Genomic DNA, 12,967 nt, shown 5'->3' on the forward strand with positions numbered 1-12,967 from the left:
TTGTCCCGGCCAAAGGGTTTAATACATGAAAATGCCATTCATTCGCTCGCGCTGGCATCTACAGAGAGCATGGTAGAGAGCATAAGAAATATCCACGCCGAAGATAAAATTTTCTCCATCTTGATCTAACCCATTAATTATTGAGCATAATGTAGGCAGTACAAAATAAGTTAGGCGGGATATCAGGCGTCAAGAATGGAGAGCGAGAACTCTCCATTCTTGACACCTGATATTGCGGACATAATAAGAAAGCATAACGCCTGAAATGCTCACTTTGCATCAGCATGGTGATACAGCTGATGTTTATTCTAAAACCTTACTCAAGTTCTAAGAGAGCACGGATTCCCTGTCATTAATAATGATATCCGTTAGTGTAGTCTTATGCATTTCAATGTACTGCAATATTTGCAGATAGAGATCAGAAAGAATCACACTGGTTTCATCTTTTAAACGCAAGCGTAAAGCCTGATCAATAATATGACTATCAACATACCCATGCGTCATGAACACCTCCCTCTCGAGATTTTTAAACAAAGCACATTGAAAAATAAATCTCTCTGGGATTGAATTATTCATGTCAGCCTCGTAGAAATATTAACCCAATAAAATTATGCTGTGTATAGTCTAAAGCGACAGACAAAAATAAGATGAATGAGTTTTCTATAAACTTATACTTAATAATTAGAAGTTACATATCATCAGCTGTGTATCGCAACACGATTTCCAGTGTTTTTCTAATCACATCAGCTTTGAGAATATCACTTGTTGTTTCCAAGGAGTGTATCAGACTTAAGATAATATTTTTATTATTAACATTATCGCCTGAAAGCATTAAATTGGTGACAGCCTGCCCTAACACTGCTGATTCTTCTTCTAACAAATTACCCGAACTGCGAAAGTAACTTGCTAACGCTTTATCAGTTATTGCATTATGAATTGTAGTATCTTCAAGCATGGTAACCTCTCATCTTACTTATGAAATTTTAATGTATTCTGTTTATTTTCTTACCATTGAACATACTTTTATTGTCAGCTGTCGCTGTTCTTCGGTTTGGCCCTCCTGAATCACTATTGCTAAAATCACGAATTATGCTGTCAATTAAATCGCGTCGGAAAGCATCTTCCTCAGCCGATTTCATTACGAGTAATTGCTTAATAAGAGTCTGCAATGAAAAATTTATCTTCATGCGCAGTATCTGGAGCACCGCCTGGCCAGTAATTTCATATTTTATACGTTCATTATCAGATGTCTTCATAACGACTTCATAGCTAACCTGTTAAATAATCAGGCTGTTGCATTATTCAAAAAGCAACCCAATTAGTGCATTATAATGTTTCTGTTCCTCTTCCCCAGTCGCGTGTTCCAGTCGGCAAAGAAGTTTGGCACAAAGCGACTTTCGACTCAGATTACGTCCATCTTTCAAAATCTCAGTCACAATTTCCCCGAGAGTTTCCTGCTGAGTATGCAAGTTAGCTTTTGCAAAGTAACGAGTGATTGCTCCCGCAGAATCTAAAGTCACTGAATTTTGATGCATGCTACGCCTCTGTTAAAAATGTTAATCAATGTTAAGTGAAGTAACAATAGCAAACTTGTACGAAATATGTGTACAGAATGATAAATTAATTTTTTGCAATTAGTGCTAATGCATATAAAACAATGTGTTATGATAAAACATATTGCATCATTTAACTGACAATCTATACAAGATTTTTCGCCAACTAGTGTTCAACTTTTTCCATTTTTTATCAATGTAAAGAAACGGTTATGTTTTGGTATTAAAAGAAAGACACAAGAAGATATGTCTGTTACCGTCTTACTCTCGCCTCACCCATTACCCTGGATTGTTAATGCTTACCACCCTTATTTATCGTAGCCATATACGTGACGACGAACCTGTCAAAAAAATCGAAGAAATGGTTTCGATAGCAAATCGCAGGAACATGCAGTCTGACGTAACAGGGATCTTACTGTTTAATGGTTCTCATTTTTTCCAGCTTCTGGAAGGTCCGGAAGAACAGGTTAAAATGATATATCGGGCTATATGCCAGGATCCACGGCACTATAATATTGTTGAGCTGCTGTGCGATTACGCGCCTGCTCGCCGTTTTGGCAAAGCGGGAATGGAATTATTTGATTTGCGCCTGCACGAGCGAGATGACGTTTTACAGGCCGTATTCGACAAAGGCACATCAAAATTTCAGCTAACTTATGATGACAGAGCGCTACAATTTTTTCGTACTTTTGTCCTTGCAACCGAACAATCAACCTATTTCGAGATCCCTGCCGAAGACTCCTGGCTTTTTATCGCTGACGGATCTGATAAAGAACTTGATTCCTGTGCCCTTTCACCAACTATAAACGACCACTTTGCCTTTCATCCTATTGTCGATCCCTTATCGCGGCGGATAATCGCTTTTGAAGCCATTGTGCAAAAAAATGAAGATAGCCCATCAGCCATAGCGGTTGGGCAGCGTAAAGACGGGGAAATCTACACAGCGGATCTCAAAAGTAAGGCGCTTGCATTCACGATGGCACACGCACTTGAGCTCGGTGATAAAATGATTTCAATCAATCTATTACCTATGACCCTGGTTAACGAACCTGACGCAGTCTCTTTTTTACTTAATGAAATAAAGGCCAATGCTCTGGTGCCTGAACAAATCATCGTTGAATTTACTGAAAGTGAAGTCATATCTCGGTTTGATGAGTTTGCCGAAGCGATTAAATCGCTAAAGGCTGCTGGTATCAGTGTAGCAATTGATCATTTTGGCGCAGGTTTTGCTGGTTTGTTACTCCTGTCACGCTTCCAGCCTGACAGAATTAAAATCAGTCAGGAATTGATTACCAATGTTCATAAAAGTGGGCCACGGCAGGCAATTATTCAGGCGATCATAAAATGCTGTACATCACTTGAAATTCAAGTCAGTGCTATGGGCGTGGCAACACCAGAAGAGTGGATGTGGCTTGAATCCGCAGGAATTGAGATGTTTCAGGGAGATCTGTTTGCTAAAGCTAAATTGAATGGTATCCCTTCCATAGCGTGGCCAGAGAAAAAATAATTTTCAGCACATTCTTTCACATGATTTCAGTAAATCATCGTGAAAATGAATACGTTACGTTTAAATTTAATCCACATTAAAAATAATGTTTCATCCAATTTAGCTGAAATCTTATTTATACTTTGTACAATTTTAGCGTATATTGTACAAAGTATTATTGGGTCGTGTACAGGCGACGGAGATTTGTGACCGCAAGGAGGAATTGTGGCTTATTACAGCATTGGTGATGTTGCTGAACGTTGCGGGATTAATCCTGTCACTCTCCGGGCCTGGCAACGCCGCTACGGTTTGTTAAAACCACAGCGCAGTGAAGGCGGACACCGACTCTTTGATGAAGAAGACATACAACGCATCGAAGAGATCAAGCGTTGGATAAGTAATGGCGTCCCTGTAGGCAAAGTTAAAGCATTACTGGAAACCACCAGCCAGGATACGGAAGATGACTGGAGCCGCCTGCAAGAAGAGATGATGTCAATTCTTCGCATGGCTAATCCTGCCAAACTACGCGCGAGAATTATTTCACTGGGTCGAGAGTACCCAGTAGATCAATTGATTAATCATGTTTACCTTCCTGTTCGCCAGCGTCTCGTGCTTGATCACAACACCTCCCGCATTATGAGCAGTATGTTTGACGGCGCATTAATTGAATACGCAGCAACCTCGCTTTTCGAAATGCGCCGTAAGCCCGGTAAAGAAGCCATTCTGATGGCGTGGAATGTTGAAGAGAGAGCACGATTGTGGCTGGAAGCATGGCGTTTATCATTGTCAGGATGGCACATTTCTGTTCTTGCTGATCCCATTGAATCGCCGCGCCCGGAACTGTTCCCGACGCAAACATTGATTGTCTGGACAGGCATGGCACCAACGAGAAGGCAAAACGAACTTTTACAACACTGGGGTGAGCAAGGTTATAAAGTCATCTTTCATGCCCCCTAATTTCACCTTTATCCCGCCCCTTAGACAGAATGTTATAATCTGAACCCACAACAGCGTTTGTACCGGAGCTGGTCCGTTGCAAAATGCTCACCGGGAGAATTCAGATATTCCCTCTATCACACTCTGTACATATCACAGCCAAAGGACAGACCAGATTGAAGTGGTAAAACCGATCGTGCACACTACGCAGTCTCACAACTAACAAGAGGTTATTATCCTGATGGATCAGGTCGTTGTTTTTCAAAAGATGTTTGAGCAAGTGAGAAAAGAGCAAAACTTCTCCTGGTTTTATTCAGAATTAAAACATCACCGTATTGCACATTACATTTATTATCTGGCTACGGATAACATCAGAATTATTACTCACGATGATACGGTTTTGTTATTAAGAGGAACCAGGAACCTGTTAAAAGTTAGTACGACCAAGAACCCTGCTAAAATAAAAGAGGCCGCATTGCTTCATATTTGCGGAAAATCTACATTTCGGGAATACTGTTCAACACTGGCAGGCGCGGGCGTTTTCCGGTGGGTTACTGATGTTAATCATAACAAACGCAGTTACTACGCCATTGATAATACGCTTTTATATATTGAAGATGTAGAAAATAATAAACCATTAATCTAGCTAAAGTTGGATACTTAAGAAATGCTTCATAATTCAGTAAGGCATTAGCATAATGGAAATAAAAGTGCAGAGACTATCTCTATGGATGATTAATACTGTCTTTTTATTGTCACCCATAAATAATCACCAGACTAATACTATCAACTTGATATTTGAAATGTGATCACTTGACTTTTGATACGTTATTTTATAACGGTTAACATATTTATAAAAACAACGGCCGTGCCACACGTCCGTTTCAATACTTAACGCACATGTATTTTGGTTTAGTCATCATCCGGTTATATGTATTTTAGCCAGGAACAGGTTAAATCATTCCTATATAACTCAAAAATTGAAACCTTATTCTCATGTCATGCTTATATTCATTATTATCGTTATATAAAAAGGCAACCATAATGTTTAGCAAATTGGCACAAAGTAGCATAAAGGCTATGTTTTAATTACAGGATGTTCAGTCATTTGAATGTATAACATTATAGCTAAACAAATCTAAAACGAAGTCAATAATTTATTGCTTTCACAAAATCTCATTTTGTTTAACATCCATTGAGATTCCTTGCTTTAAATTTTATTTTATATAAGCCATCATTTTAATTAATTTATTTTTTTGAGGGGGGGGTAATATACTCATATGCAAAATCAAGAAATAAACATCCTAATGAACCATATTAAATACCGTGGGATAAGACATAACAAATGAAGTGGATAGTAATTGACACGGTAATTCAACCTACATGTGGTATATCTTTTTCAGCCATATGGGGTAATATGAAAATGATCATCTGGTATCAATCTACTATATTTCTCCCTCCTGGCAGTATATTTACACCGGTTAAGTCTGGTATTATCCTTAAGGATAAAGAATATCCTATTACTATTTATCACATCGCACCATTCAACAAGGATTTATGGAGTTTACTCAAAAGCAGTCAAGAGTGTCCTCCAGGAGAAAGCAAAATAACAAATAAATGTTTACATAATAGTTGCATTATAAAAATATGCCCATATGGGCTCAAGTAATGGGCTTCATATAAATATGCTCGATATGCTATTAATAATATCCACATAAATAAAACAACGGGCGTGTTATACGCCCGTTTCAATATTTAACACATGGAGAGATTACATGTTTTCGATGATCGCTTCACAAAACTCTGAACATTTCAGCAGCTTAGCGCCTTCCATCAGACGTTCGAAGTCATAAGTTACGGTCTTGGCATTGATTGCGCCTTCCATACCTTTAACAATCAGGTCAGCCGCTTCAGTCCAACCCATATGGCGCAGCATTAGTTAGATGACTAAATCGTAACTATCTGACATAGCAACATAATTTTACTAATTTGCATATAACTCATTAGCCCTTAGCATTTCTATAACTCATTGATTATAAACATGTGTTTTTGAGTTTTGATAACCATTTTTAGCATAAAAATAGCAGTTAACATTTGCAGAAGTTAAGATCAGAGAAAATTTTTACCCTGTAGGGTATTACGTCTTAAATGTGACTTTAATAAATAATTTTATTTCTGTAATCGGTTTATATTAACGTAAAGCATCTCGATTAGTTCTTTTGCATTTTTACTATAGTGCAATTCTCTATGGCAATTCGGACAAAGGGCAACACAGTTATCTGTTGTATCAGCACCACCTGAAGACAGGGGAATTACATGATGTACTTCCAAATATGGGTTTCCATCATTTAAATAAAACGGAGCATTTTTACCACAGTTTTCACATATACCTTTACTTTGCTGTAAAATCCAAGCTTTTACCATCGGGTCTCGGACATAAACTTTTTGTAGTCTTTCTACCTCAACTGGTTTCCTGGAGCCCTCGGGTTGACTCAACGTTTTCTTAATTAATTTACTAACCCTCATATTCAGAAGCGATTCATCATCTGTAGGCTGTGAAAGCTCTGATAGTTCTCCACGTATTATAGACGCCCAAAAACTGTCACTATAAATACCTGGAACATTTATCAATATTCGTTTCGTTCTATTGCCGGAAGGAATTTCCTTTCTCCCCGTACGACTAAAATAAGCCTGATAACCACACATCTTCAAGCGTATATCGCGGGGGCTATTACCAATCAAAGTAAAATATTCACCAGGATGGATTTTTCTTTCATCCAAAGAATGCATATGTTTTCTGACTGATGATGACGCCAGATATACTACGACTTGGGATACACCAGAATCAACCAACCGTTCAATGATATAATCAAGAGCGATATTGTAATCTTTGTTTCTGTCACCCGGCCCCCACGACTCAAGGATTAGACCATAAACACCATCCTCTTCACCTATCGAACACTCAGCTTTCAGTTCAATTCCATTATTATCAAAAACATGCATAATATTAATCTTTAATCAATTTTTCACGACAATACTACTTTTATTGATAAAATTGCAACAAGTTGCTGTTGTTTTACTTTCTTTTGTACACAAAGTGTCTTTAACTTTATTTATCCCCTGCAGGAAACCTCTTATACAAAGTTGACACACCAACATCATAGATAATCGCCACCTTCTGGCGAGGAGTTCCTGCTGCAATTAATCGTCCAGCTTGTGCCCATTGTTCTGGTGTAAGTTTGGGACGACGTCCACCAATTCGTCCCTGTGCACGAGCAGTTTCCAGTCCAGCTTTTGTTCGTTCAACAATCAGTTCACGCTCCATTTCAGCCAGGGCACCCATCACATGAAAGAAAAAGCGTCCCATTGGTGTGCTGGTATCAATTGAATCCGTCAGACTACGAAAGTTGATGCCTCGTTCGCGCAACTCCTCCACCAGCACGACAAGATGCCGCATACTACGCCCCAGCCGATCCAGCTTCCAGACAACCAGAGTGTCACCTGCCGATAATGTCCTGAGCAGTTTTTTCAGTCCCGGCCTTTCGGACTTTGTGCCGCTTATCTTGTCTTCAAAAATCAGCTCGCATCCTGCACAGTTCAGCGCATTACGTTGTAGATCTGTGTTCTGGTCATTTGTTGATACGCGTACATAGCCAATAAGCATGTTAAATCCCCCTGGTAAAAGCAGGAATGATGCCATTTGCTTGTTATTTCTTCATTTTCATAAACGTTGGTTTGGGAGAAGGCTCTGCATTACCTGTTGGTGTCCCGGTTCCGTGGCCTTCAGCCACTCCGCCAACAGGCTGGCTGAAATGCAATGGTGCCGCTTTTTCTGCTGAAGAATACCCGGAACTGGCAAAGGCTTATCCGACAAATAAATTGCCTGATTTACGTGGTGAGTTTATTCGTGGCTGGGATGACGGGCGGGGGATTGATACAGGTCGCTCTATTTTAAGTATTCAGGGGTATGCAACGGAGGATCATGCTCATGGATTACCGTCAAGATCCACGATTGTGACTGATGCAACGATTAATTTCTATTTTGATGAAATATGGGTAAATAGTGGCACTGACATTATCAAAAGAGGAAACACAAACGATGCCGGATTACCAGCCCCGGATTATGGAACCTTTAAAACATATAAACAATCAGTGGATGGTTTAGGTGCCGCAGCCTCAGAAACGCGTCCGCGTAATATTGCATTTAACTATATCGTGAGGGCAGCCTGATGCATAAAGCAATATTAAATAGTGACCTTATTGCAACAAAGGCAGGGGATGTTACCGTTTATAACTACGATGGTGAAACACGGGAATATATTTCCACTTCAAATGAATATCTTGCCGTTGGTGTCGGCATTCCGGCATGTTCCTGTTTAGATGCCCCTGGTACACATAAGGCTGGTTATGCAATCTGCCGTTCTGCAGATTTTAACTCATGGGAATATGTGCCAGACCATCGCGGTGAAACGGTCTATAGCACCAAAACTGGAGAATCAAAAGAAATCAAAGCTCCGGGTGATTACCCTGAAAATACAACCACTATCGCCCCTTTATCTCCATACGATAAATGGGATGGTGAGAAATGGGTGACCGATACTGAAGCACAGCATAGCGCCGCAGTAGACGCGGCAGAAGCACAGCGCCAGTCACTGATTGATGCTGCAATGGCTTCCATTAGTCTGATTCAACTGAAATTGCAGGCCGGACGTAAACTGACGCAGGCAGAAACAACCAGACTTAACGCTGTGCTGGATTACATTGACGCGGTGACGGCAACAGATACCAGCACCGCGCCGGATGTCATCTGGCCTGAACTGCCGGAGGCGTAGGCCATTCAATATCTGGCGCACTGGATGTATCAACCAGTTCCAGTGCTTCCAGATAATCCAGCCACAAATTATATTGTTTCAGCTCATCTTCTTTAAGTCTTCCCAATGCAGCCTTACCCTGCCACTGTCTGCTATTGATAAAATCAGTTGCATCAGAGATAAGCATCTGCTTTTGAAAGTTCGCATCTGCGACTTCATCATCATGAGTACGGATAACCTCTTTAATAGAAGGAGGAAAAACAGAAAAATCGATCACGCCTCCTTCAGCTTGAGATTTTAATAATGACTGCCAGTGTTCTGCCGTTATTTCTTTAGAATCTGGCGGAATGACGCCACAGCCATCCATAAAAAAACCAACGGTATTTAAGCAACAGTATATTTTCATCTTAATACCCAATAGCAATCCAGTTATAGTAATAACTACCCGTTTGAGCTGCGCACCGTAATAAAAACGAAGTGGTTGTATATCCCCCCGTTGCCACTGCATTGATAGGTGCGCTGACATTGTCATAATTTGCAACAACGGCAACACAGGCATTATTAAACGCAACCGGGAATACAACTGTATTTCCATCCCCCCCAGAGGCAGATGCTTTTGCGGCATTCCACCCCCACTGAATGATTACTGATTGCTCAATACCACCAATCATAACCGGTATAGCTATGAAACCGGTGCGTCCTAATGTAGCCGTTGCTGCATTGAGTTTTGCTCCTTCTCCCAAACCAAGGTTTTCGAGAGCCGTTTGCACAGTGCCATCCGATTTGATATCGCCAAACGGATTCTTGCGGCTTAACAGCAGCGCGCGAAGTGCGGTAAGTAACTGGTCGTGCCGCCCCTTCTCCAGGCTGGCACCGGATGCCTCCACCACGCTGCAAAGTTCCTCCTGCAACATGTCAAAGTAGTCATCATCCAGATCGGTGGCAGGCGTGCCGGTCTGGGGGTTACCACGGGTAAAACCGTTCTTACCCGCGCCGAACTTATCCTTCTGCGCGGTTTTCGTGTCTATACGATGCATGGATTACTCCGGATATTTAAAAATTACGTAGGTATGCGACGGGCAGAGTTTGTTAAGCACACACTCGACAACGGTGTCACCCCAGATACGCAGTGCGGAATCACAGGGATCGCCACATGTCATCCAGGTGGAGTTGGTGGTGGCTGGCATGTTGACCTGCCAGTAATACCGCCATTCCGGCGCATTCACCGCGTCAGTACAGGCCGATGAGCAGGTGAAAGTGCTTTTGTCGTATCGCGTGATGGTGGCATCTGGTCTGCCCAGGGCAGCAAGCTGTGCAAGATAAAAATCCTCGTTGATGCCGCCCGCCAGGTTAACCTTCGCATCCAGCCGTTGCTGACGCTGGCGAAGGGTCTGCGTTCCCGCCGGAATACATTCATCCGGCAGACCGCACAGACGCTCCCAGCGGTTTATCAGTTCAGTGGTGGTGCGCGGATCCAGCTCCCGCATCAGGGCATCCGCACGCTGATGAACACGGGTTAATGACGGTGCCGCACCGGCAATCGCCGGATCGCTGGCTGACCACACCGGACCGGGCGGCAACAGTGCCGATAACAGGCGGATGTAATCATCGTTTGTCACGTCCATGAAATCGTCCCCAGTACCGCCAGTTCGTTTTTCGCAATGGAGATATTGTCCACCGGTGCAAGCAACTGATGGCTGTATTCCCCGTTCGCACCGGAAATCGCCTCACTGATACGCGATACCTTGAGTTCTCCCTGCGGATAACCATCACGCAGCAGGAACGAACGCAACTCCGCGGTAATGGCAGCCCGTATTTCTGGTGTGTCCGGCGTCACGCGGATATGAAAATCCACCGTATGTGCCACCGGCCTGAACACATACAAATCAGAGCCTGCCACCGGGGCCAGTGGCCCGATATGTTGTCTTGCCGCCGTTTCCGTTGATTCTTCCGGAATGGGATTAATCAGGTCACTGCTGGCAATCATCACACCGACAGTTCCCGTTCCCATCAAGTGACGGTATGTCCATGCGCGGGTAATGCCGGGCACTTCTTTAGCCCAGACGACATAGTCCCCGTCAGCCCCGCCCTGCGGCGTCCAGTAATACCGCTCAATGACGCGGGCGCGCCACGTTTCCAGCTCTTCAGTATCAAATCCGCCTGTCAGGGTGTCAGCCACACCGGAAGACGGCAGACCATTCACCGGCGTGACCAGGATTAATGCCGTACCGTCGTCAGCGTTACCGACCGCACCTGCACTTGAGCAGGCGATCGGCACGCGCAGGACACCACCGGAGCTGGTTGCATCGTCAGTTGTCGTGTACTGCACCAGGTCATCGCGCTGAATAACACTCCCGGCGGTCACCTTCAGGCCATCGCTGACACCTTCCCAGCGCATATACCACACAGCCGGGATCGACGGGCAGCAGTTCAGCCACTTCGCCAAATGCTTTCACTTTGTAGGCGTAAAAGTTTCCCCTCAGGCACAGACAGGTGACCACCAGCTCCCAGAACTCCTGCGGCGTCATATAGCCATTGGGATGCGTGGAGATCAGTTTATGCAGACGTTCGCCGGTGGCTCTCTGCTTCAGGCTGCCGTTCAGGTGATACAGATTGCAGGGCAACATCCCGACCGACTCTGCCAGCACTCTGACGCAGGAAAAAACCGCCGTCAGTCGCATAGCCCGCTGACTGCTGATCTGCTTTCCGGTATAGGTGTCATACGACAGCCCGATGGCATCCGCCAGCTCTGCTGGCGTGGTCACCGGTGCGTCACTTTTTCGTTGAAATAATCCCGAAAAGAACACTATTTACCTCCGCCGACAGACGACTGTGTACGGTCGAGATATCGCGCCACCAGCCACGACCAGAACAGGCACAGCGCCCCGGCAACAACAAAACCCGCCGGGGGATAAATCAGCCAGGCACCATACGCCAGCAAAAGCGCACCCAGCACGCCCACCAGAGGCGCGAGAATCAGCATGATCATAATTACCTCAGTTAAAGCGAGCGGATCCCGTAGGACTCAATGTGATCAGACAGCGTGTCTTCTTTCTCGTACAGCATGGCTCTGCCAACCGCCATAATCAGCGCAACTGCACCATCGATTTTGTTTTCCGCCTGCTCCTTGACGGGCTTCACCACATCATCGTTACCCGGAATGGTTTTGCCGACCACGTTGCCGATACACCAGGTCATGATGGGATTGCCGTCATGATGAAAGCGCCCCGATTCAATCGCCGCTTCCAGCTCTTTCATCGGATCGGACATGTTGGTGTAGTTCTGAATGATGGTGACGGGGTTCAGGTCTTCATCAGCAAGGTCATGTGACAGCCCGGTCGCCCCGAAGGGGTCGATGGGTGACTCACTGACCGGGCTGATTTTGTTCGCCGCTTTGGCCTCTTCGAGGATGTAGCGATAATCCACCTCCGCACCATCGGTAACGGTCAGAACGCCCATTTCCACCCATTTCTGAAAGCGTTCGGCTGTCCGGCGATCTTCATTTTTCTCGACGCTGTACACCGTGTCATACGGTACCCAGAAACGCGGGGCCACACTGTAGTAATGCGTTTTACCGTCAATCTCGCGGGTATAAAGTCGCGCCATGCTGTTCATATCCAGCTTACGCGCCAGGTCAAAGGCCAGAATGCACGGCTGCCCCTCGAACTGCTCAAGGGTCAGTGATTTATCCTCGCAGCTCTGCCAGCTCACCAGGTTGAAATACGCCGAACGCGCCGACGCCCAGATATTGAGGTGTTTTGTTTTAAAGACGTTTGCCAGACGGGCGTTATTTTTCGCACGCTGCTGCTGACTTAACAAAAATTCGCGATAAACCGACACGCCAATATTTGGATTGGCTTTTTCCAGCACCTGCGGGTCGGTCCAGTCGTCACCTTCATCAACGGTATAGATGATCCCGAACAGTTCATCGTTTGGCACCGAGCCGTTGAGCATCTCGATGACTTCCCGCCGTTTGTCGTAGCACGGCCCCTCAATGTTGTACCCGGCGGTGGTAATGGCCCACATCAGTGGCTGGCGTCGCGCCCCCATCCCGGTAAGCATCGTGGTGTAAAGCGCATCTGTGGCGTGCTCGTGATATTCATCCACCACGGCACAGTGGGGTGATGAACCATCACCCTGGCGACGCGCCTTACGCGTTAACCAGCCTTCTGCTTCCAGCC

Annotated in this window: 18 protein-coding genes and 4 pseudogenes; 8 read left to right on the plus strand and 14 right to left on the minus strand. The window is 44.4% G+C overall.

All coding sequences use genetic code 11. From position 1 onward, the window contains the following. Positions 1-327: 327 nt before the first annotated feature. From ymgC to ycgZ, 4 genes are all read right to left on the minus strand, one after another. Complete coding sequence (gene ymgC / locus KXD89_RS12920) at positions 328-576, minus strand: protein YmgC (protein WP_001065752.1); 249 nt, start codon at positions 574-576, stop codon at positions 328-330. 112 nt (positions 577-688) lie between these two features. After that, positions 689-955, minus strand: coding sequence for a biofilm/acid-resistance regulator AriR (ariR, locus tag KXD89_RS12925; RefSeq protein ID WP_000888772.1), 267 nt, complete (start codon positions 953-955; stop codon positions 689-691). Between the two features lie 28 nt (positions 956-983). Beyond that, on the minus strand, positions 984-1,256 hold the full coding sequence (locus tag KXD89_RS12930; protein ID WP_000858002.1) for a two-component-system connector protein YmgA: 273 nt from the start codon (positions 1,254-1,256) through the stop codon (positions 984-986). Positions 1,257-1,298: 42 nt separating this feature from the next. Next, positions 1,299-1,535, minus strand: a complete 237-nt coding sequence (gene ycgZ / locus KXD89_RS12935) for a regulatory protein YcgZ (protein ID WP_000554140.1) — start codon at positions 1,533-1,535, stop codon at positions 1,299-1,301. 313 nt (positions 1,536-1,848) lie between these two features. On the opposite strand from ycgZ, the gene bluF reads away from it, so the two are divergent. The 6 genes from bluF (at position 1,849) to KXD89_RS12965 (ending at position 5,644) form a co-directional block, all read left to right on the plus strand. Next, positions 1,849-3,060 carry a blue light-responsive regulator BluF gene (bluF, locus tag KXD89_RS12940; protein ID WP_001299269.1) on the plus strand — a complete coding sequence of 404 codons (1,212 nt, stop codon included), beginning with the start codon at positions 1,849-1,851 and terminating at the stop codon, positions 3,058-3,060. 204 nt (positions 3,061-3,264) lie between these two features. Continuing rightward, a complete protein-coding gene (bluR, locus tag KXD89_RS12945; protein WP_000332303.1) occupies positions 3,265-3,996 on the plus strand; it encodes a DNA-binding transcriptional repressor BluR in 732 nt (243 codons plus the stop codon). Between the two features lie 220 nt (positions 3,997-4,216). Continuing rightward, a complete protein-coding gene (locus KXD89_RS12950; RefSeq protein ID WP_000373101.1) occupies positions 4,217-4,621 on the plus strand; it encodes a DUF1398 domain-containing protein in 405 nt (134 codons plus the stop codon). Positions 4,622-4,673: 52 nt separating this feature from the next. After that, positions 4,674-4,784: a hypothetical protein gene (locus tag KXD89_RS12955; RefSeq protein ID WP_032082692.1), complete on the plus strand. Its 111-nt coding sequence runs from the start codon at positions 4,674-4,676 to the stop codon at positions 4,782-4,784. Between the two features lie 235 nt (positions 4,785-5,019). Continuing rightward, positions 5,020-5,064: a protein YmgK gene (locus tag KXD89_RS12960; RefSeq protein ID WP_120795380.1), complete on the plus strand. Its 45-nt coding sequence runs from the start codon at positions 5,020-5,022 to the stop codon at positions 5,062-5,064. Between the two features lie 256 nt (positions 5,065-5,320). Continuing rightward, positions 5,321-5,644 carry an anti-adapter protein IraM gene (locus tag KXD89_RS12965; RefSeq protein WP_001295666.1) on the plus strand — a complete coding sequence of 108 codons (324 nt, stop codon included), beginning with the start codon at positions 5,321-5,323 and terminating at the stop codon, positions 5,642-5,644. A gap of 102 nt (positions 5,645-5,746) precedes the next feature. Here KXD89_RS12965 and KXD89_RS12970 read toward each other — a convergent pair. The 3 genes and pseudogenes from KXD89_RS12970 to pinE all read right to left on the minus strand — a co-directional run. Continuing rightward, positions 5,747-5,914: pseudogene (locus KXD89_RS12970) on the minus strand (isocitrate/isopropylmalate family dehydrogenase); the annotation flags it as partial. A gap of 230 nt (positions 5,915-6,144) precedes the next feature. Continuing rightward, on the minus strand, positions 6,145-6,978 hold the full coding sequence (gene mcrA / locus KXD89_RS12975) for a 5-methylcytosine-specific endonuclease McrA (RefSeq protein WP_000557907.1): 834 nt from the start codon (positions 6,976-6,978) through the stop codon (positions 6,145-6,147). A gap of 106 nt (positions 6,979-7,084) precedes the next feature. Continuing rightward, on the minus strand, positions 7,085-7,639 hold the full coding sequence (pinE, locus tag KXD89_RS12980; RefSeq protein ID WP_000905001.1) for a site-specific DNA recombinase: 555 nt from the start codon (positions 7,637-7,639) through the stop codon (positions 7,085-7,087). A gap of 29 nt (positions 7,640-7,668) precedes the next feature. Here pinE and KXD89_RS12985 point away from each other — a divergent pair, with 29 nt between their 5' ends. Continuing rightward, a complete protein-coding gene (locus KXD89_RS12985; RefSeq protein WP_001115524.1) occupies positions 7,669-8,205 on the plus strand; it encodes a phage tail protein in 537 nt (178 codons plus the stop codon). Continuing rightward, positions 8,205-8,807 carry a tail fiber assembly protein gene (locus KXD89_RS12990; RefSeq protein ID WP_000548498.1) on the plus strand — a complete coding sequence of 201 codons (603 nt, stop codon included), beginning with the start codon at positions 8,205-8,207 and terminating at the stop codon, positions 8,805-8,807. The genes KXD89_RS12985 and KXD89_RS12990 overlap by 1 nt, the downstream gene beginning before the upstream one ends. Here KXD89_RS12990 and KXD89_RS12995 read toward each other — a convergent pair. The 7 genes and pseudogenes from KXD89_RS12995 to KXD89_RS13025 all read right to left on the minus strand — a co-directional run. After that, the gene (locus KXD89_RS12995) at positions 8,779-9,192 is read right to left on the minus strand and encodes a tail fiber assembly protein (protein WP_010723096.1); all 414 of its coding nucleotides are present in this window, start codon (positions 9,190-9,192) and stop codon (positions 8,779-8,781) included. The two genes, KXD89_RS12990 and KXD89_RS12995, sit on opposite strands and share 29 nt — an antisense overlap. Position 9,193: 1 nt before the next feature. Beyond that, positions 9,194-9,823 (minus strand): protein StfP, encoded by a 630-nt coding sequence (gene stfP, locus KXD89_RS13000; protein WP_000554703.1) that lies wholly within the window; start codon positions 9,821-9,823, stop codon positions 9,194-9,196. Positions 9,824-9,826: 3 nt separating this feature from the next. Beyond that, entirely contained in the window at positions 9,827-10,411 is a 585-nt protein-coding gene (locus KXD89_RS13005; RefSeq protein ID WP_000383574.1) for a YmfQ family protein, read from the minus strand. Then, positions 10,402-11,196: pseudogene (locus KXD89_RS13010) on the minus strand (baseplate J/gp47 family protein); the annotation flags it as partial. The gene KXD89_RS13005 and the pseudogene KXD89_RS13010, both read right to left, overlap by 10 nt. Continuing rightward, a pseudogene (locus KXD89_RS13015) lies at positions 11,186-11,593 on the minus strand (phage portal protein); the annotation flags it as partial. The pseudogenes KXD89_RS13015 and KXD89_RS13010, both read right to left, overlap by 11 nt. Then, entirely contained in the window at positions 11,593-11,775 is a 183-nt protein-coding gene (gene ymfR / locus KXD89_RS13020; protein WP_000605606.1) for a protein YmfR, read from the minus strand. The pseudogene KXD89_RS13015 and the gene ymfR, both read right to left, overlap by 1 nt. Positions 11,776-11,786: 11 nt before the next feature. After that, positions 11,787-12,923, minus strand: a pseudogene (locus tag KXD89_RS13025) (terminase large subunit); the annotation flags it as partial. Positions 12,924-12,967 lie beyond the last annotated feature (44 nt).

It is taken from the genome of Escherichia sp. TC-EC600-tetX4, from assembly GCF_019356055.1.
Lineage (GTDB): Bacteria > Pseudomonadota > Gammaproteobacteria > Enterobacterales > Enterobacteriaceae.

Coding starts and splice junctions, on each gene's coding strand:
- KXD89_RS12930 (WP_000858002.1), bottom strand. CDS start 1,256: ATGAAGACATCTGATAATGAACGTATAAAATATGAAATTACTGGCCAG.
- KXD89_RS12965 (WP_001295666.1), top strand. CDS start 5,321: ATGAAGTGGATAGTAATTGACACGGTAATTCAACCTACATGTGGTATA.
- bluF (WP_001299269.1), top strand. CDS start 1,849: ATGCTTACCACCCTTATTTATCGTAGCCATATACGTGACGACGAACCT.
- KXD89_RS13005 (WP_000383574.1), bottom strand. CDS start 10,411: ATGGACGTGACAAACGATGATTACATCCGCCTGTTATCGGCACTGTTG.
- ycgZ (WP_000554140.1), bottom strand. CDS start 1,535: ATGCATCAAAATTCAGTGACTTTAGATTCTGCGGGAGCAATCACTCGT.
- KXD89_RS12985 (WP_001115524.1), top strand. CDS start 7,669: ATGCCATTTGCTTGTTATTTCTTCATTTTCATAAACGTTGGTTTGGGA.
- pinE (WP_000905001.1), bottom strand. CDS start 7,639: ATGCTTATTGGCTATGTACGCGTATCAACAAATGACCAGAACACAGAT.
- ymgC (WP_001065752.1), bottom strand. CDS start 576: ATGAATAATTCAATCCCAGAGAGATTTATTTTTCAATGTGCTTTGTTT.
- stfP (WP_000554703.1), bottom strand. CDS start 9,823: ATGCATCGTATAGACACGAAAACCGCGCAGAAGGATAAGTTCGGCGCG.
- KXD89_RS12955 (WP_032082692.1), top strand. CDS start 4,674: ATGGAAATAAAAGTGCAGAGACTATCTCTATGGATGATTAATACTGTC.
- KXD89_RS12995 (WP_010723096.1), bottom strand. CDS start 9,192: ATGAAAATATACTGTTGCTTAAATACCGTTGGTTTTTTTATGGATGGC.
- ariR (WP_000888772.1), bottom strand. CDS start 955: ATGCTTGAAGATACTACAATTCATAATGCAATAACTGATAAAGCGTTA.
- mcrA (WP_000557907.1), bottom strand. CDS start 6,978: ATGCATGTTTTTGATAATAATGGAATTGAACTGAAAGCTGAGTGTTCG.
- KXD89_RS12990 (WP_000548498.1), top strand. CDS start 8,205: ATGCATAAAGCAATATTAAATAGTGACCTTATTGCAACAAAGGCAGGG.
- KXD89_RS12950 (WP_000373101.1), top strand. CDS start 4,217: ATGGATCAGGTCGTTGTTTTTCAAAAGATGTTTGAGCAAGTGAGAAAA.
- ymfR (WP_000605606.1), bottom strand. CDS start 11,775: ATGATCATGCTGATTCTCGCGCCTCTGGTGGGCGTGCTGGGTGCGCTT.